General features: G+C 70.2%; 20 protein-coding genes. 9 read left to right on the top strand and 11 right to left on the bottom strand.

What is annotated here, in order from left to right:
• Positions 1–2: 2 nt before the first annotated feature.
• Both fdhA and ABII15_RS09875 read right to left on the bottom strand, forming a co-directional pair.
• Complete coding sequence (gene fdhA, locus ABII15_RS09880; RefSeq protein ID WP_353941907.1) at positions 3–1,229, bottom strand: formaldehyde dehydrogenase, glutathione-independent; 1,227 nt, start codon at positions 1,227–1,229, stop codon at positions 3–5.
• Between the two features lie 162 nt (positions 1,230–1,391).
• Complete coding sequence (locus tag ABII15_RS09875; RefSeq protein ID WP_351443580.1) at positions 1,392–1,655, bottom strand: GlsB/YeaQ/YmgE family stress response membrane protein; 264 nt, start codon at positions 1,653–1,655, stop codon at positions 1,392–1,394.
• A gap of 162 nt (positions 1,656–1,817) precedes the next feature.
• Here ABII15_RS09875 and ABII15_RS09870 point away from each other — a divergent pair, with 162 nt between their 5' ends.
• A complete protein-coding gene (locus ABII15_RS09870; protein WP_353941906.1) occupies positions 1,818–2,204 on the top strand; it encodes a cupin domain-containing protein in 387 nt (128 codons plus the stop codon).
• 24 nt (positions 2,205–2,228) lie between these two features.
• Here the strand turns inward: ABII15_RS09870 and ABII15_RS09865 are convergent, their stop codons facing one another.
• From ABII15_RS09865 to ABII15_RS09855, 3 genes are all read right to left on the bottom strand, one after another.
• Positions 2,229–3,464: an MFS transporter gene (locus tag ABII15_RS09865; protein ID WP_353947007.1), complete on the bottom strand. Its 1,236-nt coding sequence runs from the start codon at positions 3,462–3,464 to the stop codon at positions 2,229–2,231.
• A gap of 207 nt (positions 3,465–3,671) precedes the next feature.
• A complete protein-coding gene (locus tag ABII15_RS09860; RefSeq protein ID WP_353941905.1) occupies positions 3,672–4,247 on the bottom strand; it encodes a methylated-DNA--[protein]-cysteine S-methyltransferase in 576 nt (191 codons plus the stop codon).
• Between the two features lie 43 nt (positions 4,248–4,290).
• Complete coding sequence (locus ABII15_RS09855) at positions 4,291–5,115, bottom strand: glycerophosphodiester phosphodiesterase family protein (protein ID WP_353947006.1); 825 nt, start codon at positions 5,113–5,115, stop codon at positions 4,291–4,293.
• Between the two features lie 329 nt (positions 5,116–5,444).
• Between ABII15_RS09855 and ABII15_RS09850 the strand changes: the two genes are divergently transcribed.
• The 7 genes from ABII15_RS09850 to ABII15_RS09820 all read left to right on the top strand — a co-directional run bounded on the left by ABII15_RS09850 (position 5,445) and on the right by ABII15_RS09820 (position 13,987).
• Positions 5,445–6,314: an MHYT domain-containing protein gene (locus ABII15_RS09850; protein ID WP_353941904.1), complete on the top strand. Its 870-nt coding sequence runs from the start codon at positions 5,445–5,447 to the stop codon at positions 6,312–6,314.
• Between the two features lie 60 nt (positions 6,315–6,374).
• Complete coding sequence (gene uvrB / locus ABII15_RS09845; RefSeq protein ID WP_353941903.1) at positions 6,375–8,510, top strand: excinuclease ABC subunit UvrB; 2,136 nt, start codon at positions 6,375–6,377, stop codon at positions 8,508–8,510.
• Between the two features lie 149 nt (positions 8,511–8,659).
• Positions 8,660–9,238 carry a TerD family protein gene (locus ABII15_RS09840; RefSeq protein WP_353941902.1) on the top strand — a complete coding sequence of 193 codons (579 nt, stop codon included), beginning with the start codon at positions 8,660–8,662 and terminating at the stop codon, positions 9,236–9,238.
• Between the two features lie 10 nt (positions 9,239–9,248).
• Complete coding sequence (locus ABII15_RS09835) at positions 9,249–11,150, top strand: TerD family protein (protein ID WP_353941901.1); 1,902 nt, start codon at positions 9,249–9,251, stop codon at positions 11,148–11,150.
• A 235-nt stretch (positions 11,151–11,385) separates the two neighbouring features.
• Positions 11,386–12,375, top strand: a complete 990-nt coding sequence (locus ABII15_RS09830; RefSeq protein WP_353941900.1) for a TerC family protein — start codon at positions 11,386–11,388, stop codon at positions 12,373–12,375.
• 131 nt (positions 12,376–12,506) lie between these two features.
• Entirely contained in the window at positions 12,507–12,815 is a 309-nt protein-coding gene (locus tag ABII15_RS09825; RefSeq protein WP_353941899.1) for a hypothetical protein, read from the top strand.
• A 71-nt stretch (positions 12,816–12,886) separates the two neighbouring features.
• Positions 12,887–13,987 (top strand): ionic transporter y4hA, encoded by a 1,101-nt coding sequence (locus ABII15_RS09820; protein WP_353941898.1) that lies wholly within the window; start codon positions 12,887–12,889, stop codon positions 13,985–13,987.
• Here ABII15_RS09820 and ABII15_RS09815 read toward each other — a convergent pair.
• Entirely contained in the window at positions 13,977–15,269 is a 1,293-nt protein-coding gene (locus tag ABII15_RS09815) for an MFS transporter (RefSeq protein ID WP_353941897.1), read from the bottom strand. The two genes, ABII15_RS09820 and ABII15_RS09815, sit on opposite strands and share 11 nt — an antisense overlap.
• 172 nt (positions 15,270–15,441) lie before the next feature.
• Here ABII15_RS09815 and aroQ point away from each other — a divergent pair, with 172 nt between their 5' ends.
• Positions 15,442–15,915 carry a type II 3-dehydroquinate dehydratase gene (gene aroQ / locus ABII15_RS09810; RefSeq protein ID WP_353941896.1) on the top strand — a complete coding sequence of 158 codons (474 nt, stop codon included), beginning with the start codon at positions 15,442–15,444 and terminating at the stop codon, positions 15,913–15,915.
• Positions 15,916–15,921: 6 nt separating this feature from the next.
• Here aroQ and ABII15_RS09805 read toward each other — a convergent pair whose 3' ends face one another.
• From ABII15_RS09805 to ABII15_RS09785, 5 genes are all read right to left on the bottom strand, one after another.
• Entirely contained in the window at positions 15,922–16,671 is a 750-nt protein-coding gene (locus ABII15_RS09805) for an amino acid ABC transporter ATP-binding protein (RefSeq protein WP_353941895.1), read from the bottom strand.
• The gene (locus tag ABII15_RS09800) at positions 16,668–17,549 is read right to left on the bottom strand and encodes an amino acid ABC transporter permease (protein WP_353941894.1); all 882 of its coding nucleotides are present in this window, start codon (positions 17,547–17,549) and stop codon (positions 16,668–16,670) included. The genes ABII15_RS09805 and ABII15_RS09800 overlap by 4 nt, the downstream gene beginning before the upstream one ends.
• Complete coding sequence (locus ABII15_RS09795; protein WP_353941893.1) at positions 17,546–18,427, bottom strand: ABC transporter substrate-binding protein; 882 nt, start codon at positions 18,425–18,427, stop codon at positions 17,546–17,548. The genes ABII15_RS09800 and ABII15_RS09795 overlap by 4 nt, the downstream gene beginning before the upstream one ends.
• 114 nt (positions 18,428–18,541) lie before the next feature.
• Positions 18,542–19,198, bottom strand: a complete 657-nt coding sequence (locus ABII15_RS09790; protein ID WP_353941892.1) for an MBL fold metallo-hydrolase — start codon at positions 19,196–19,198, stop codon at positions 18,542–18,544.
• Positions 19,199–19,207: 9 nt separating this feature from the next.
• Complete coding sequence (locus ABII15_RS09785) at positions 19,208–19,933, bottom strand: maleylpyruvate isomerase family mycothiol-dependent enzyme (protein WP_353941891.1); 726 nt, start codon at positions 19,931–19,933, stop codon at positions 19,208–19,210.
• Positions 19,934–19,939: the final 6 nt, after the last annotated feature.

Raw genomic sequence — 19,939 nt, 5'->3', positions numbered from 1 at the left:
TTCTAGACGGGCCGTACGCCGCTCAGCGCGCCGTGCGGATCGAGGACGTACTTCCTGCTCGCCCCCTGATCGAACTCCGCGTAACCGCGCGGCGCGTCCTCCAGCCCGATCACCGTCGCGTTGACGGCCTTCGCGATGTGCACGCGCTCGTGCAGAATCGCCATCATCAGACCCCGGTGGTACTTCATGACGGGGCACTGTCCTGTCGTGAACCGATGGCTCTTGGCCCAGCCGAGCCCCAGCCGCACCTTCAGCGTCCCGGTGCGCGCGTCCTGGTCGACACCGCCCGGGTCGTCGGTCACGTACAGGCCCGGGATGCCGAGCGCGCCACCGGCCGCCGTGAGGCCCATCAGGGAGTTCAGGACCGTCGCGGGCGCCTCGGGAGCGTCAGGGCCGTGCGCGCGGGCCTCGAAGCCGACCGCGTCCACGGCGGCGTCGACCTCCGGTACGCCCAGGATCTGCGCCACCTGATCCTCGGCGGCGCCCCGCGTCAGGTCGACCGTCTCGCAGCCGAAGCTGCGTGCCTGGGTCAGCCGTTCGGGGTTCAGATCGCCGACGATCACCACGGCGGCCCCCAGCAGGTACGCCGACGCGGCCGCCGCCAGCCCGACGGGCCCGGCGCCGGCGACGTACACGGTCGAGCCGACCTTCGTCCCCGCCGTGAGCGCGCCGTGGAATCCGGTCGGGAAGATGTCCGACAGCATCGTCAGGTCGAGGAGCTTCTCGCGCGCCTGGTCGGCGTCCGGGAAGCGCAGCGCGTTGAAGTCCGCGTACGGGACCATCACGTACTCGGCCTGACCGCCGACCCAGCCACCCATGTCGACATAGCCATAAGCCGCCCCGGGGCGTGCGGGGTTGACGTTCAGGCAGATGCCGGTCTTGCGCTCCTTGCAGTTGCGGCAGCGGCCGCACGCGATGTTGAACGGCACGGAGACGATGTCCCCGACGTCCAGGAATTCGACGTCGGGGCCCTTCTCGACGATCTCGCCCGTGATCTCGTGGCCCAGGACCAGGCCCTCGGGCGCCGTGGTGCGGCCGCGCACCATGTGCTGGTCGCTGCCGCAGATGTTGGTGGCGAGCACCTTGAGGATCACGCCGTGCCGACAGATCCGGCCGACGTTGGCGCGCGCCACCCCCGGGCCGTCCTTCAGCTCGAGCGTCGGGTGGTCGATGGTCCTGACCTCCACCGCGCCCGGTTTGAGATATGCGACTGCCCTGTTTCCGCTCATGCCTGATCGCCGTCCCTTCGGCCTCGTCGCTCGTCGTCGGCGGATGCTCCGGCTGTACGCACGATGGAGTCTGCTACCGAAACGGCGTGCTGAGGAGACGTGCGGCGCGGTGCTGTTGAAGCGGTGCCGTCGAAGGGAGGGCGAGGGCCGTCGGGAACGTGCTCAGCGGCGCGCCCGGCCGCGGTCGAGCAGCCCCACTCCCAGCGCGGCCAGGCCGATCTGGATCAGCCACTCGATCCAGTCCACCCCGTTGGTGTCGGCGACGTCGAGGCCCGCGGCGATCGCCGAGCCGAGCAGGGCCGCCACGATGCCGACGGCGATCGTCGCCAGGATCCCGATCCGTTGCCGCCCGGGCAGGACCAGCCGCCCGAGCACGCCGATGATGATGCCGATCACTATCGCGCTGAGAATCCCGGAGATCTCCATGTCGTTGTGAACTCCCTCGTATGGGCCGTCGGGCCGTGTGGCCACATGGCTTTGTGCCTCTGTCAGTCGTGTGCCCCTTGACGAGCCGTCCAGTCGGCGGGCCCGGCACGCTACGAGGCGTCCAGTGAGACGAGGGACGCAGGCCGACTAGGGTGACCAGCCATGACCGCGAACGATCAGACCGCAGCCGCCACGGCCGCCTCCGCCCCCTCTTTCGCCGTGCGCGTCCCGGACGTGGAGCTCGAACCGGAGCCGCTCGACCCCGCGCAGATCGTCTCCGGCACCCCCGAGGTCACCGGCAAGGTGCTGTGGGAGTCGGCGGACGGCACGCAGCTGCGCGGCATCTGGCAGATCACGCCCGGAGTGGTCACCGACACCGAGGCGAACGAACTGTTCGTGGTCGTCAGCGGCCGCGCCACCGTCGAGGTCGAGGGCGGCGACACCCTGGAGGTCGGCCCGGGCAGCGCGGCGGTGCTGCGCGAGGGCGATCGCACGACGTGGACCGTGCACGAGACGCTGCGCAAGGCGTACCACATCACCCTCAGCTGAACGTTTCTCCTGGAGGCTCCCGGGTCAGGCCTGTTGGGCTGTGCGGCGGGTGAACAGTGCGAGCGCGCCGAGCGGCAGCAGCAGGCAGGCCGCCGCCAGGTTCAGCCACGCGTAGCTCGCCGTGGCCACCACCAGCCCCGCGGTCGCGCCGCCGACACCCGCCGAGAGGCTCGTCGTCAGATCGGACAACCCCTGTGCGGCGGCCCGAGCTGCCTGCGGCACCGAGTCGGTGAGCAGCGCGGACCCCGCGACGAGCCCCGCCGACCAGCCGAGCCCGAGCGTGAACAGGCCCGCGGCGCTCTGTGCGCGACTGCCGTCCGCCGTCCCGGCCAGCAGCGCCGCACACGCGAGCAGTCCGACGGCGAGTCCGATCACCGTGAGCCGCCCGAACCGGTCGGCCAGCCGCCCCATGACCGGGGAGAACGCGTACATCCCCGTGATGTGCCCACTGATCACGAGCCCGATCAGCTGGATGCCCGCGCCATGGTGCTGGAGATCCACCGGTGTCATCGACATGACCGACACCATCGCGGTGTGCGACACGGCGACCGTCACCAGCGCGAGCCGGGCCCGCGGCGAGGCGGCGACCGCCGCGAAGCCCGCCCGGACGGAGCGGGCCTCGGGTCTTCGCTCCTCGGCGGGGGCCGCCGCGCGTGCGGTCAGCAGCGGATCGGGCCGCAGCATGATCTGCACCAGGGCCGCGGACAGGAGGAAGACTCCGGCCGCCCACACGAACGGCCCGGCCTCCTTCGGTATCCCGAACCCGCTGACGCTGCGGCCCGCCGGCGCCGCGATGTTGGGCCCGAGCACGGCGCCGATGGTGGTGGCCCACACGACGGTCGAGATCGCGCGGGCCCGCCGGTCCGGCGCCGCCAGATCGGCCGCCGCGTACCGGGCCTGCAGATTCGCGGACGACGCCGCGCCGAACCCGGCGAGCCCGACGAGCAGCAGCGGGAAGCTTCCTGCCACGGCGGCGATCACGGTCAGCACCGCGCCGGCCACGCCGATCAGATAGGCGAGCACGAGCCCGGCCCGTCGCCCTCGCGCGTTCATCAACGCGGCCAGCGGCACGGAGAGCACCGCGGTCCCGGCGACGCTCGCGGTGGACGCGAGCCCGGACAACGCCTCGTCCCCGCTCACCTGCTTGGCGAGCACAGCGGCCAGCGCGATCCCCGTCGCGGTTCCCAGACCGCCGAGTATCTGCGAGGCGACGAGCACCCGCTGCGTACGCCGCTGCAACGCGACGACGTCCGCACCGATGCCCCCGACCGGCCCGGCATCCCCGCCCTGTCCGGCATCCACGCCCTGCCCGGCATCCACGACCGGTCCGGCACCCTCAGCGCGTCCGGCATCCTCCGCCCGTCCGCCGTCCGGGGACGCTCCCTTGAGGCGATGCCGCCATCCACCACGCGTACGCACCACGCAACCCCCACCCCACCAGAAGGCGACCGCAGCCCAGCGACCCTCTCAGAACAGAGGTTCGGGCAACACCCCTTCCAGCGCGAGCAGCTTCCGCTTCGTCTCCAGCCCGCCCCCGAAGCCCCCGATGCCGCCGTCGCGCTCCACGACGCGGTGGCACGGCACCACGACCGGCAGCGGATTCGCCCCCATCGCCGCCCCCACGGCCTGAGCGGCGGCCGGCTGCCCGACCCGCCGGGCCAGATCCCCGTACCCCACGACCGCGCCGTACGACACCCCGGCCGCCAGCTCGCGCAGCACCTCCCGGTTGAACCCGGTGATCAGCGACCAGTCGAGCGGCAGCTCGAAGTCGCGCCGCCGCCCGGCGAAATACTCCGCCAACTGCCGTATCGCGTCGGCGAGCAGCGGAGAGTCCGGCTCCTCGACGGGCTCGGTCCCGAAACGGGAGCCGAGCCGGCCGAGCGCCTTGTCCCGGACCGCGTCCGTGGCGTGGAAGACCACGTTCGCCAGGCCGTCCCTCGTGGCGGCCAGCAGCAGCGGCCCGATGTCGCTGTCCACGACGGCCCACACGACCCGCTGCCGCGCGGCGGCCGTGCCCTGCTCGTTCTGCCCGGTGGCGTCCATGGCGACCACGGTACGGCGGGGCACTGACAACGCCGGGCCGAACTCAGTCGGCCAGCGCCCCACGCACGACGTCGGGGTTGTTCGTGATGATCCCGTCGACCCCGAACCCGGCCACGCGCTGCGCCGCCGCCGCGTCGTTGACGGTCCATGTGTAGACCTGGAGGGGCTTGCCGTGCGGCCCCTTGAACGCGTGCACCGCGGCGACGTAGTCCGTGCCGATCGTCGTGTTCGACGGATTGATCTGATCGGCGAATTTCGCGTACGCGGGCAGCTCCGCCACGGCGGGGGTGCCCAGGAAGCCGGTCGTGATGTCGGGCCGCCGCTCGTGCACCGTCCGGACGCTCGCGGCGTCGAAGCTCTGGATGACCAGCCGCTTCTTGACGTGCCCGCGATTCAGCCAGCCGTCCCGGCCCAGCTGCCGCAGGATCTGGTCCTCGATGCCCGGGTACAGCTCGGGCGACTTGATCTCCATGAGGAGTTTCTGGTGGTTGCGTTCCACCCGCTTCAGGTACTGGTGCAGCGTCGGGATCCGCGCGCCCGTGAACGCGGTGCCCTTCCAGCTGCCCGCGTCCAGCTTGGCGATCTCGGCGGCGGTGAAGTCCCGTACGTTCCACGGAGCGCGGTCGGGAAAGACCTGCTCCGCGTCGGTGGTGCGCGCCAGGGTCGTGTCGTGCAGCACCACCAGAGCGCCGTCCTTGGTGCGCTGGACATCGTTCTCGACCCAGTCGAAGCCGAGCCTGTCCGCTTTGTCGACTGCTTCGAGAGTATTTTCGGGGGCGTAGGCGGAGGCACCGCGGTGGGCGACGATCACCGGACCGTCGTGAGGGGTGGACCCGGGGGCGGCCTGGGCCGCCGTGGGCAGGACCAGAACCCCGATGACGGCCGAACCGGTCACGCAGGTCAGGGCGACTGCTGTACGTGCGGACACGTCTGCTCCTCGTGCGTCGTGAGATCACGGACGGCACGAGCGTGACAGCCCGGAGCCAACAGAAGACAGGCGAAGGATGGTCAGAGGTTGAACGGAGTTACCCGACTGCGACGACCCCCGTGTCGGGTGTCAGGATTCTTTGCCGGAAAATCGTTCGGACGGTCCCGCGTGAGCTTTAATCTCAGGCTCAACCGCGACCACTCCTGTGGTCGCCCTCGGGGCACCGGCAAGGCACCTCACGGCACAACAGGGCGGAAGGGCTGCGACACATGCAGGGCACGGTCGACGGCTTCAGTTATGGACTCGTCACACCGGTAGTGGCGTACCTCATGGCCTGCCTGGGAGGCGCGCTGGGCTTGCGCTGCACGACCAGATCGCTCCTGGTGGCCAACACCTGGCGGGCCGGTTGGCTCGTCCTCGGCTCGGCCGCCATCGGCTCCGGCATCTGGACGATGCACTTCATCGCGATGATGGGCTTCTCCGTCGAGGGAGTGCCGATCCACTACGACATGGCGACGACGTTCGCGAGCCTCGGGGTCGCCATCGTCATGGTCGGCGTCGGCGTCTTCATCGTCGGCTACAAGGGAGCGACCGGCCCCGCCCTCTTCACCGGAGGCACCATCACCGGTCTGGGCGTCGCCACGATGCACTACCTCGGAATGGCCGGAATGCGCCTTCACGGGACGATTCAGTACAACATCCTCACCGTGGTGGCCTCCGTGGTGATCGCCATGGTGGCCGCCACCCTGGCCCTGTGGGCGGCCGTACAGGTGCGCGGCATCCTCTGGAGCCTCGGCGCGAGCCTCGTCATGGGGCTCGCCGTGTCCGGCATGCACTACATGGCGATGACGGGCGTCAGCGTCCACATGCAGGGCTCGGTCAGCGGCAATCCCGGAGGCGACACGGCCGCCGGCATCATCGCGCCCATGATGATCGGCCCGCTCTGCTTCCTCCTCCTGGCCGGAGTGGTCGTCATGTTCGATCCGCTGATGGTCATGGGCCGCCCCGACTGGCGCGACGCCCAGGAGGCGGCGGACCACCGCGCCGACGCCTCGGCCACCCGTACTCCGTTCCGGACCCCCCGGCCGCGGCGCTCCTTCGGCCGGCAGGGGGCGGGCCGCACCACGCAGGACTGGTGACACCTGCCTCGGACGGCTGATCCGGCCCGGTTGTCAGTGGTGGGTCGTACGGTGGATTCCATGCGGCCCGTATCCAAGATCGAACGCACGGTGGCACCTTTCGAGGTCGTCAGCCCGTACCAGCCCAGCGGTGACCAGCCCGCGGCCATCGCCGAGCTGGAGAAGCGCGTCACAGCAGGCGAGAAGGACGTCGTCCTGCTCGGCGCGACCGGCACCGGCAAGTCCGCCACCACGGCGTGGATGATCGAGAAACTCCAGCGCCCCACCCTGGTGATGGCGCCGAACAAGACGCTGGCCGCCCAGCTGGCGAACGAATTCCGCGAGCTGCTGCCGAACAACGCGGTGGAGTACTTCGTCTCGTACTACGACTACTACCAGCCCGAGGCGTACGTCCCGCAGTCGGACACGTACATCGAGAAGGACTCCTCGATCAACGAGGAGGTGGAGCGCCTGCGCCACTCGGCGACGAACTCGCTGCTGACCCGCCGCGACGTCGTCGTGGTCGCCTCCGTCTCCTGCATCTACGGCCTCGGCACGCCCCAGGAGTACGTGGACCGCATGGTCCCCCTGAAGGTCGGCGACGAGATCGACCGCGACGACCTGCTGCGCCGCTTCGTCGACATCCAGTACACGCGCAACGACCTGGCGTTCCAGCGCGGCACCTTCCGGGTGCGCGGCGACACCATCGAGATCTTCCCGGTCTACGAGGAGCTCGCGGTCCGCATCGAGATGTTCGGCGACGAGATCGAGTCGCTCTCCACCCTCCACCCGCTCACCGGAGAGGTCATCAGCGACGACGACTCGCTGTACATCTTCCCGGCGACCCACTACGTGGCGGGCCCCGAGCGCCTGGAGCGCGCGGCGAACGACATCGAGAAGGAGCTGGGCGAGCGCCTCACCGAGCTGGAGAAGCAGGGCAAGATGCTGGAGGCCCAGCGTCTGCGCATGCGCACCACGTACGACCTCGAGATGCTCCGCCAGATCGGCTCCTGCTCCGGCGTGGAGAACTACTCGATGCACTTCGACGGCCGCGAGCCCGGCTCCCCGCCCAACACGCTGCTCGACTACTTCCCGGACGACTTCCTGCTCGTCATCGACGAGTCGCACGTCACCGTGCCGCAGATCGGCGCCATGTACGAGGGCGACGCCTCCCGCAAGCGCACCCTGGTCGACCACGGCTTCCGCCTGCCGTCCGCGCTCGACAACCGCCCCCTCAAGTGGGAGGAGTTCCAGGAGCGCATCGGCCAGACCGTCTACCTGTCGGCGACGCCCGGGAACTACGAGCTGGCCCGCTCGGACGGCTTCGTCGAGCAGATCATCCGCCCCACCGGCCTCATCGACCCCGAGGTCGTCGTCAAGCCCACCGAGGGGCAGATCGACGACCTGGTGCACGAGATCCGCACGCGCACCGAGAAGGACGAGCGCGTCCTCGTCACCACGCTCACCAAGAAGATGGCCGAGGACCTCACGGACTACTTCCTGGAGCTGGGCATCCAGGTGCGCTACCTGCACAGCGACGTGGACACCCTGCGCCGCGTCGAGCTGCTGCGCGAACTGCGCGCGGGCGAGTACGACGTCCTGGTCGGCATCAACCTGCTGCGTGAGGGCCTCGACCTGCCCGAGGTGTCCCTGGTGGCGATCCTCGACGCCGACAAGGAGGGCTTCCTGCGCTCCGGGACGTCCCTGATCCAGACCATCGGCCGCGCCGCGCGAAACGTGTCGGGACAGGTCCACATGTACGCCGACAAGATCACCCCGGCGATGGAGAAGGCCATCGACGAGACCAACCGCCGCCGCGAGAAGCAGATCGCGTACAACGAGGCGAACGGCATCGACCCGCAGCCCCTGCGCAAGAAGATCAACGACATCGTGGCGTCCATCGCGCGCGAGGACGTCGACACGGAGGCGCTGCTCGGCACCGGCTACCGCAAGGGCGGCAAGGACGGAAAGGGTGCCAAGGCCCCCGTCCCCTCGCTCGGCACGGCGGACACGGGCAAGAAGAAGCGCGGCAAGGCGGAGCCGGCCGTGCCCACCGACCGTCCCGCGGCCGAGCTCTCCGAGCAGATCGAGGAGCTGACCGAGCGGATGCGCGCCGCGGCGGCCGACCTCCAGTTCGAGATCGCGGCGCGCCTGCGCGACGAGGTGTCGGAGATGAAGAAGGAGCTGCGGCAGATGAGGGAGGCGGGCCTGGCCTGACCTGCCGCGACGGGCGGAGCGATGGGGCTGTGTTGCAAGACCGCCACAAAATTCCGCCCGCGGTGGCCGTGCTGTCAGTGTCGCCCTCTAGGGTTTGACCAACCGCGCAGGCGCCGCGGCAACAGGGGACGGTACGAGAGGGGACGCGCGTGGGCATCAGCTTGGACAAGGGGCAGGGGATCAGCCTCGAGAAGCAGGGTGGGGGCACCCTCACCGCTGTGCGGATGGGCCTCGGCTGGCAGGCGGCTCCGCGGCGGGGTCTGTTCGGCACCCGCACCCGCGAGATCGACCTCGACGCCTCCGCGGTCCTCTTCGCGGACAAGCAGCCGGTGGACGTGGTCTTCTTCCGCCACCTCATCAGCGACGACGGCTCGGTGCGGCACACCGGTGACAACCTGGTGGGCGGTGCGGGGCAGGGCGGTGACGACGAGGCGATCCTCGTCGACCTCGCGCGTGTCCCGGTCCACATCGACCAGATCGTCTTCACGGTCAACTCGTTCACGGGCCAGACCTTCCAGGAAGTGCAGAACGCGTTCTGCCGTCTGGTCGATGAGACGAACGGCCAGGAGCTGGCCCGCTTCACGCTCGACGGCGGCGGCCAGTACACGGCGCAGATCATGGCCAAGGTGCACCGGGACGGCGCGGGCTGGAGGATGACGGCCCTGGGCACGCCGGCCAGCGGCCGCACGTTCCAGGACCTGTTGCCCTCCATCCTGCCCGGCCTCTAGCGGGCCGACGATGGCGGCCGAACTGGTGAGGGGCCAGAACCACCCCCTCACCCAGACCCGTCTGGAGATCCGGGTGTCGGCCGGCCACCCGGTCGTCGCGGGCGCCACGCTCGCCGACGACCGGGGCACCGTGCACGGCGTCGAGCGTGTCGCCCACCCCGGCGCGCCCGCCCTGCCGGGCCTCGAAGTACCGCGGCAGGCGGCGGCCGACCACCGCCTCGCCGTCGACCTGGACGCGATGCCGCAGGACGTGCACCGCGTCACCGTCCTGCTCGCCCTGCCCGTCGGCACCGGCGGGCCGACCCGCTTCGGCGCGGTGGCCGCCCCGTTCGTCGCGGTCACCGGCCTCGACGGCGCCGAGCAGGCCAGCTACACCGTCACCGACCTCGACTCGGAGTCGGCCGTCGTCGCCCTGGAGCTGTACCGCAGACAGGGCGCCTGGAAGGTGCGCGCCATCGGCCAGGGCTACGCCGACGGCCTCGCCGCGCTCCTCGCCGACCAGGGCGTGCCGGACGCACGGGCGCTGGCGGGCACCATCCACGACGCCGTCGCCCAGGGTCTGGCCCGCGCGGTGGCACCCCCACCGCGCACGGCGGACGAGAGCCAGGTGCGCGCGGTGGCCGCCGCTGGTCACGCCTCCGGCGCCCTGCCACCCACCCCCGCGGCCCCGGCCGCCGACGGGCCGAGCGGCTCCATCGACTACAGCCACCCCCGCCGCCAGGCCCCGCCGCCTCCGCCCACCGCGCAGCCTGCCGAGCCCGGCAAGCCGGCCGCGCCGGTCGCGGGCGACGCCACCGGCTGGACCATGGAGGAGCGGCTCTACAACCAGGTGTGGGGCATGTTCGAGGACCTGGCCCGCACCACCGCCGCCTATCGCAGCGCCGTCGACTTCGCCGACTCCCGGATGGAGCAGGAGCTCGACCGCATCCTCTCGGGACTGTCCGACCCGCGCAGCCGCATCGGCAGCCAGGGCGACGCCGCCCGCGAGGCCGCGCGGGCCAAGCACGGTGCCCTCGTCGACCGCGCCCGCGAGGCCCTCGACCGGGACCTGGCCCAGCTCGCCGCCGAGTCCGAGGTCGTCGAGCCCGCGCTCCCGACGCCGTACGCAGGCTGGGACAACCCGTGCTGGCACGCCTACCGCAGCCCCATGGAGAACCCCATGGCCGTGCGCCTGGGCGAGCTGAGGCTGCCGGAGAGCGACAGCGCGGGCCTGCGCATCCCCATGCTCGTCCGGCTCCCCCTGGAGCGCGGGCTGTGGATCGACGCGGGCGCCTCAGCGGGTGACGTGCTCAGCGACGCCGACTCGTTGCGGGCCCGCGCCGCGCACACCGCCGTCCTCCATGTCGCCCGGCTGCTCGCCGCGTATCCGGCGGGCGAGTTCAGCGTGCACGTCATCGATCCGGCGGGTACGGCGACGGGCGCCCTGGCCCCGCTGGTCGATGCCGGGGTACTCGCGGGCCCTCCCGCCAGGGGAGCGGCCGGCGTCTCCGAGACGCTGACCCGGCTCACCGAGCGGGTCGACCTCGTCCAGATGGCGATCCGCGCGGGCGCCGCCGACTCCCTGTCGCCCGATGTCGACACGGCCGAGCAGCTGCTCGTGGTGCACGACTTCCCGCACGGTTTCGACGACCGCGCCATCACCCGGCTGCGCTACCTCGCGGACGAGGGGCCGCGGGTGGGCGTCCATCTGATGCTGGTCGCCAACCGCACGGACGCCGCCGGGTACGGGCCGCTCCTCGACCCGCTGTGGCGCGCCCTGCTGCGTCTGACCCCCGTCCCGGACGACCATCTCGCCGACCCCTGGGTCGGCCACACCTGGACGTACGAGCCGCCGACGGTCCCGCACGGCAGTGCGGTCCTGCGCCAAGTCCTCGCGGAGGTGGCGAAAGCCCGGCAGGAGAGGCGCCTCTGACCTGCGTACTTGGTGATCTCTTTACTAATCCCTTTACCTCTCATGGGTCTTTCGAGTACTCTTCTTGACGCGGAGGGGAGTACTCCCATACGCGACGTGCCCGTCAATACGGACGACCCGGCCTCAAGGCAGTCGATCCCGGGGCGTCGGCCCGAATCCCTGCTCCGGGGCTCGGGTGGAAGAGACCTCCGGCAGCGACGACGCTGATCAGTAGCCGTACGACGCCGGAGGCGCAGTGGACGTATCGATGACCCTGTGGGTGCTCACCATTCTTGGTTTGAGCGCCCTGATCGCGGTCGACTTCTTCATCGGGCGCAAGCCCCATGAGGTGTCGATCAAGGAAGCCGGCATCTGGACCGTGGTCTGGATCGCCCTGGCCGTGCTCTTCGGCATCGGCGTGATGGTCTGGGGCAGCGGCCAGGCCGGCGGTGAGTTCTTCGCCGGCTTCATCACCGAGAAGTCGCTCAGTGTCGACAACCTCTTCGTCTTCATCCTGATCATGGCGAAGTTCTCGGTGCCGACCCACCTGCAGCAGCGCGTGCTGCTCTTCGGTGTGCTCATCGCCCTCGTCCTGCGGGCGATCTTCATCGCGGCGGGCGCCGCGATCATCTCCAGCTTCTCCTGGGTCTTCTACCTCTTCGGTGCCTTCCTCATCTACACCGCCTGGAAGCTCATCAAGGAGGCTCTCGCGGGCGAGGAGGAAGAGGACTTCGAGGAGAACCGCCTCCTGAAGTCGGTGGAGAAGAAGTTCGGCGTCGCGGACCGCTACCACGGCACGAAGCTGTTCATCCGGCAGCACGGCAAGAAGGTCATGACGCCGCTCCTGGTCGTCATGCTCGCCATCGGTATGACCGACGTGCTGTTCGCGATGGACTCGATCCCGGCGATCTTCGGTCTGACCCAGGACCCGTACATCGTCTTCACGGCGAACGCCTTCGCCCTGATGGGGTTGCGCCAGCTGTACTTCCTCATCGGCGGCCTGCTCAAGAAGCTGGTCCACCTGAGCTACGGCCTGTCGGTGATCCTCGGCTTCATCGGCGTGAAGCTGATCCTGCACGCCCTGCACGAGTCCGGCGTGCACGTGCCGGAGATCTCGATCCCGGTCTCGCTCGCCGTCATCTGTGGCGTCCTGATCATCACGACGATCACCAGCCTCGTCGCCTCGAAGAAGCAGGCCGAGCGTGATGCGGCCGAAGAGGCTCAGAAGGACAGCATCGAGGCCTGACACCAGCAGGCGTAGGGATTACCAGCACCGGGAGGGGTGCGCGGCCGATTGCCGCGCGTCCCGCCCGGTGCTTGCTTGTGCCCTGAGCGTGTCCCGGTCCCGGGATGCGACGGCACGAGGGGGAGGGCCCCATGAGCCAGAAGTTCGTCCAGATCATCGACTTCGAGACACAGCGGATGGACGAGATGCGGGAGCTGCTCGACCGGTTCGAGCGGCAGATGCAGGGCACACCCGGCGGCCCCACGCACCGCATGCTGCTCCAGGACCGGGAGAAGACGGGGCGCTATCTCGCGATCATGGAGTTCGAGTCCGCCGACGACGCGATGCGCAGCAATGAACGCCCCGAGGTCAGCAAGCTCAACGAGCAGCTCTCGGCCCTGTGTACCAGGCCGCCCGCCTTCACCAACTGCGACCTGAAGGACACGCGCGAGCTGAAGTGAACCGAGCCGGAACCGCCGCGTGGCGGTGATCCGGGTCGCGCCCCCATCCGGCCCCGGGCAGCATCAAAGGCATGATCACCAGACTTCGGGCACTGGCCACGCAGTGGACCGTCCTCGTCCCGGTGCTGGCGATCGTGCTGCTCGGGTGCACCTGGGGGCGCGACCTGCCGGGTTTCCTGGTCGCCGTCGTCTCCCTGGTCCTCGCCGGCTCCGTGCTCGCGGCCGTCCATCACGCGGAGGTCGTCGCCCATCGCGTCGGTGAACCCTTCGGCTCTCTCGTGCTCGCCGTCGCCGTGACGATCATCGAAGTGGCGCTCATCGTCACACTGATGGCCGACGGCGGGCCCAAGAGCTCGACCCTCGCCCGGGACACGGTCTTCGCCGCCGTCATGATCACCTGCAACGGCATCGTCGGTGTCAGTCTCCTCGCGGCCTCGCTGCGCCACCGGGTGGCGATCTTCCAGTCGGAGGGAACGGGCGGCGCCCTCGCCACCGTCGCCACACTCGCCACGCTCTGCCTGGTCCTGCCGACATTCACGACGAGCCGGATCGGACCCGAGTTCTCCACGTCGCAGCTGATCTTCTCGGCCGTCTCCGCCATCGTCCTGTACGGGCTCTTCGTCGCGACGCAGACCGTGCGGCACCGCGACTACTTCCTGCCGATCTCCCGGCAGGGCGTGGTCATCGACGCCGACGACCATGCCGAGGCACCGACGAACCGCACCGCGCTGTTCAGCCTCGGTCTGCTCGGTCTCGCCCTCATCGGTGTCGTCGGGCTCGCCAAGGGCGTCTCCAAGACGATCGAGCACGGCGTGGAGGCCGCGGGCATGCCGCAGGCCGTGGTCGGCGTGATCATCGCGCTCCTCGTACTGCTGCCGGAGACCATCGCGGCGCTGCGCGCCGCGCGGCGCGACCGCGTCCAGACCAGCCTCAACCTGGCGCTCGGCTCGGCGATGGCCAGCATCGGACTCACCGTGCCGGCCGTCGCCATCGCCTCGTTCTGGCTGTCGGGGCCTCTGGTCCTCGGGCTCGGCGCCACGCACATGGTGCTGCTCGCGCTGACCCTGGTGGTCAGCACCCTGACCGTCGTGCCCGGACGGGCGACACCGCTCCAGGGCGGCGTGCATCTGGTGATCCTCGCCGCATACGTGGAACTCGCCGTCACGCCGTGACAGCCTCCCGCGCCACCGCGGCGGGCGCCGTCTCCGGCAGCAGAACGAAACACCCCAGGCTCAGCGCCGCGACTCCCGACAGGTACAACCCCACACCCCATGGAACCCCCGCTCCCTCACCGGCCAGCGCCGTCGCCACGATCGGCGTCAGCGCCCCGCCCAGCACGCCGCCCAGGTTGTAGCCGACGGCGGCACCCGTACAACGCACCCGGGGCTCGTACAGTTCCGGCAGATACGCGGCGATCACGGCGAACATCGCGATGAACGCGAGCAGGGCCACCAGGAACCCCAGGAACATCAACAACGGTTCCCCGGTGGACAGAAGAGCCACCATCGGCACCATCCACACCACCGCCACGGCGCAGCCCGCGAGGCACACCGGCCGTCGCCCGAACCGGTCCCCGAGCAGGGCCGCCACCGGAGTCAGCGAACCCTTCACGACGACGGCCGCCATGATGCAGGCCAGCATCACGCTGCGGCTCACTCCCAGCCGTTCCACCCCGTAGGCGAGCGACCAGGTCGTCACCGCGTAGAAGATTGCGTACCCGACGGCGAGCGCGCCGGCCGTGAGCAGCACCAGCCGTCCGTGCCCGCGTACCACCTCGGCGAGCGGCAGCCGCGCCGGTTCCTCCATGGAGAGGAACGCGGGACTCTCCACCAAGGAGGAGCGCAGCCACAGGCCGACCAGTGCCAGGACTCCGGCGGCCCAGAAGGGCACCCGCCAGCCCCAGGCCGCGAACTGTGCGTCGGTGAGTGTCGTCGACAGGCCGAGCATGATGCCGTTGGCGAGCAGGAAACCCGCCGAGGGGCCGATCTGCGGAAGGCTCGCCCACAGTCCGCGCCGCCCCGCGGGCGCGTGCTCGGCCGTCAGCAGGACCGCTCCGCCCCACTCGCCGCCCAGGCCGAGTCCCTGCAGAAAGCGCAGCAGGAGCAGCAGCAGGGGAGCGGCCACCCCGATCGACGCGTACGTGGGCACGAACCCGACCGCGACGGTCGTCGCCCCGGTCAGCAGCAGCGAGCCGACCATGACGGGACGCCGGCCACGCCGGTCCCCGATGTGCCCGAACAGCACCGACCCGAGCGGTCGCGCCACGAAGCCCACTCCGAATGTCGCGAAGGCCGCGAGAGTTCCCGCCAGCGGCGAGAACGTCGGGAAGAAGAGCGGACCGAGGACGAGTGCCGCGGCGGTGCCGTAGACGAAGAAGTCGAAGAACTCGATGGCCGTCCCGACCAGGGCGGCCGCCGCGAGCCGCGTCAGTGACGGACGGTGAGAGGTGCGCATGACGCGGCAACTACCCGTGATCGGCGCTGGTTACGGGGCGTACGAGAGCACGGCAAGAGGCGCACGAGTGCGCTCGACGATCCCGTACGCGATCCGTGTCGGCCGACGTCGTTCGTGCCGAGGGCCCGTGATAGACCCTCAGGGAGCAACCGCCCGACGTACGGAGGTCCCAGTGCCGCACACCCTCGCCAGCGCCCCGATCATGGTTCTCAACGGTCCGAACCTGAATCTGCTCGGCAAGCGCCAGCCGGAGATCTACGGCCTCGACACTCTCGCCGACATCGAGGCGCTGTGCGTGAAGGCGGCCGCGGCCCAGGGCGCCACCGTGGACTTCCGGCAGTCCAACCACGAGGGCGAACTGGTCGACTGGATCCACGAGGCCCGGGAGAACCACGTGGGCATCGTCATCAACCCGGCCGCCTACTCGCACACGTCGGTGGCGATCCTGGACGCGCTCAACACCTGCGACGGCATGCCGGTGATCGAGGTCCACATCTCCAACATCCACCAGCGCGAGGAGTTCCGGCACCACTCCTACGTGTCGCACCGCGCGGACGGAGTGATCGCCGGATGCGGCGTGCAGGGGTACGTGTTCGGGGTGGAGCGGGTGGCCGCGCTGGCCGCGCCCGGCGCCGTGCACGCCTAGGGTCGGCTACAGGCGTCCCGCCTCCACGATCCGCCGCAGGAACCGGCGGGTACGTTCCTGCCGCGGATCCCCGAAGACGGCTTCAGGAGTGCCGTGTTCGAGGACGACACCGCCCTCCAGGAAGCACACCTGGTCGGCCACCTCGCGCGCGAAGCTCATCTCGTGCGTGGCCAGCACCATGGTCATGCCCTCGTTCTTCACGTCGCGTACGACGTCGAGGACCTCTCCCACCAGTTCCGGGTCGAGGGCTGCGGTGATCTCGTCGAGGAGCAGCAGCCGCGGCCGCACGGCGAGGGCCCGCACGATCGCCGCACGCTGCTGCTGGCCGCCGCTGAGCCGGTCCGGGTACTCGTCGGCCTTCGCCCCGAGCCCGAGTCGCTCCAGCAGCTCCCTGGCCTGCTCCTCGGCCGTCTTCCTGGCGATGCCGTGCACCCGGCGCGGCGCCAGCGTGACGTTCTCCAGGACGGTCAGGTGCGGGAACAGGTTGTACGCCTGGAACACGATCCCGATCCGGCGCCGCACGGCGTCCGCGTCCGTGCGCGGATCGGTGATCTCCTCGCCGTCCAGCCAGATCGCCCCGTCGTCGATCTCCTCCAGGAGGTTGGCGCAGCGCAGCAGTGTCGACTTTCCCGAACCTGAGGCGCCGATCAGCGCCGTCACGGTGTGCGGGGCGACATCGAGGTCGACGTCGCGCAGCACGACGCTCCCGCCGAACGTCTTGCGCACGGACCGCATCCGCAGCACGGGCTCGGTCATACGAGGCCTCCTTGAGCCCGGCGGCGGTCCATACGGGCCGTCACCCAGTCCGTGAAGCGGGTCATGGGGATGGTGAGTGCGACGAACACCAGCCCCGCGACCACGTAGGGCGTGTAGTTGAAGTCCTTGCTCGCGATGATCTGCGCCGCGTACACGGCGTCCACCGCGCCCCCGATGGAGACGAGCCCGGTGTCCTTCTGCAGCGACACCAGGTCGTTCAGCAAGGGAGGCACGACGCGGCGCACCGCCTGGGGCAGCACCACGTAGCGCAGCGTCTGGCGGTTGCTGAGCCCCAGGGAGCGCGCGGCGGCCCGTTGCGAGGAGTGCACCGACTCGATGCCGGCGCGGAAGACCTCGGCGACGTACGCCGAGTAGGTCAGCACCAGCGCGGCCCCTCCCAGGAGCACGGGATCCGTGGTGACTCCCTGGAGACGCAGGGCGGGCACACCGAAGATGATCAGCAACAGGCAGATGATGAGCGGCAGTCCACGGAAGAAGTCCGTGTACGCCGTGGCCAGGGCCCGCAGCGGGAAGAACACCGGGCCCCGCAGGGTGCGGGCCAGGGCCAGCAGCATCCCGAGGACGAGCACGCACGCTCCGCACACCACCAGGAGGCGTACGTTCAGCCACAGGCCTTCCAGGACGTCGGGCAGCGCCACGCGCGCGTAGTGCGCGCTGAAGAAGGTCTCCTTCGTGCGGTCCCAGCCGGGGGAGCGGGTGACGACGAAGAACAGGACCGCGCCGGTCACCAGGGTGCTGAGCGCGGCGACGGCGGTAGCGCGCCGGGTACGGGCCCGCTTGTGGCGCTCACGGGCCAGGCGCCGCTCGGAGGGGACGTACGCGTCCTTGTCCGCGGCGGGCCGGTCGGCGGCGGTCACTTCAGCACCGGAGCGTCGACGGCCTCGGACAGCCACTTCTTCTCCAGAGAGGCGAGGGTGCCGTCCTTGCGGAGGGAGTCCACGGCGCCCGTCACGCACGCGGTGAGGTCGCTCTCCTTGTCGAGGACGAGGCCGAACTGCTCGGGTGTGCCACCGGTGTTGTCGAACTGACCCACCACCTTGGCGTCGGTGACCTCGGCGCCCGTGATGTAGAAGGCGGTCGGCAGGTCGACGACGATCGCGTCCACCTGGCCGTTCTTCAGGGCGGACTTGGCGAAGTCGTTCTTCTGGTAGACGGCGGGCTTCTGGTCCGGCTTCACCAGGTCGTTGATGAAGTCCAGGCTGGTGGTGCCGACCTGCGCGCCCAGTTTCACGTTCTTGAGATCGGCCACGGTCTTCGCCCCGGCCGCCTTGGAGGACTTCAGGGCGACGACGGCCTGCCGCACGTCGTAGTAGCCGGACGAGAACGCCACGGCCTTCTTGCGCGCGTCACTGATCGACACCTGGTTGATGTCGAAGTCGAACTTCTTGGCACCCGGCGCGAAAGAGCTGTTGAACGGCACGGTCTGCCAGGCCACTTGAGGCTTCTGGTAACCGAGCCGTTTCGCCACGGCGTACGCGACGGCCGACTCGAAGCCCTTGCCGTTGGCCGGGTCGTCGTCCTGGAACCACGGGGCGTAGGCGGGCTTGTCCGTCCCCACGGTGAGCTTCCCGGAGGCCACCGTGGACAGCTTGCCGGGAGCGCAGGAGGAGGCGGTCGCGGACTTGTCGCCGGCCGTGTTCCCGGAGTTCTCGGATTCGGGGGCGCAGGCCGCCGTCGCGGCGAGGACCACGGTCGAGCAGAGGGCGAGTCGCACGGTGCGGTTGTCGAGAGGCATGGCGGGAGACTGGCAGCGCTCAGGCCCGTCTGTCGAGGTCAGACGGGCAACTGTCCGCATGGTGGGAACGGTGTTGCAGGTTCGTGAACACCCGCCCCGTACGGGCCTCTTGGGTCACCAACCCCGGGCGCGCCACTCCTGCAGATGCGGTCGCTCGGCCCCCAGGGTCGTGTCGTTGCCGTGGCCCGGGTAGACCCAGGTCTCGTCGGGGAGCGGTGCGAAGATCTTCGTCTCCACGTCGTCGATGAGACTGGTGAACGCCTGCGGGTCCTTCCAGGTGTTGCCCACGCCGCCCGGGAAGAGGCAGTCACCGGTGAAGACGTGCGGGTGGCCGTGCGGGTCGTCGTAGACCAGCGCGATGGAACCGGGCGTGTGGCCCACCAGGTGGCGTGCCGTGAGGGAGATCTGCCCGAACTCGATCGTCTCCCCGTCGGCCACGGCCACGTCCGTCGCCACCGGGATGCCCTCGACGTCGTCGCGCCCGGCGAACGTGCGCGCGCCGGTCGCCGCGACGACCTCGGACAGGGCCTGCCAGTGGTCCCCGTGCCGGTGCGTGGTGACGACGGCCGCGATGCCGTCGTCACCGATGAGGCGCAGCAGCGTCGCCGGCTCGTTCGCCGCGTCGATGAGGAGCTGCTGGTCGGTCGCGCGGCAGCGCAGCAGATAGGCGTTGTTGTCCATCGGCCCGACCGCGACCTTGGAGATCATCAGGCTCTGCAGCTCGTGCACGTCCGCCGGGCCGCCGACCTTCACCGTTCCGCTGTACGTCATGGGCTCAGCCTATAGCGGGGGCAAGGTCGGCAGGGTGCCCCGGTCGACGCTGAGCGCACCGCCGTCCCTGCGTCCGGCGAGCCATCCCAGCAGGTCGGCCTGGCGGCCCTGCACCACGATGCCGAGCGGCGGGACCGCACCGTCCTCGATCTCCTTCACGGAGAGGGTCTGCACGGCTCCGGTCGACAGCATCCGGCCGTCGTCCTGCTTGATCAGGAGCGGTGGCAGATCCGGGTGATTGCGGAACCGGTTCGCCAGGAAGTTGATCTCCCGCTGGGTGAACTCCTCCGACAGGTCCTCCAGCTCGTAGCCGATCCCGAGGTCCACGTGGTGCAGCTCGACCTCGATCCAGCGCCGGAACGGCACATTGGCGGCGGTGTCCAGCACGCCGTTGCGCAGCTCGACCGTGCGCGACCAGTCCGCGTCCTCGGCCCCCGTCCTCCGGAAGCGCTCCGCGCTCTCGCGCACGTCGTCGACCTGTTCGCGCAGCCCGCGCGGGGCGTCGCGCGCGATGTCGGCGTCGCGGACCTCGGCGCTCGCGTACATGGGGCGGCCGGCGAGGACGTTGACGAGGGCGTCCGCGTTCCGGGCGAGGTGGGCGAGCACATGGCCACGACTCCAGCCCGGAAGCCGTGACGGCTCGGTCACAGCGGCGTTGTCCAGGGTGCCGACCACGGCGAGCAGCCTGTCGGTCGCTTCGTGTACAGACGCCAGGTCGCGCACGTGATCAATCATGGCGCC

This window comes from Streptomyces sp. HUAS MG91 (assembly GCF_040529335.1).
In the GTDB taxonomy this organism is placed as follows: Bacteria; Actinomycetota; Actinomycetes; order Streptomycetales; family Streptomycetaceae; genus Streptomyces; species Streptomyces tabacisoli.
The sequence above is the reverse complement of the archived record's forward strand: the minus strand, read 5'-3'. Positions and strand labels throughout refer to the sequence as shown.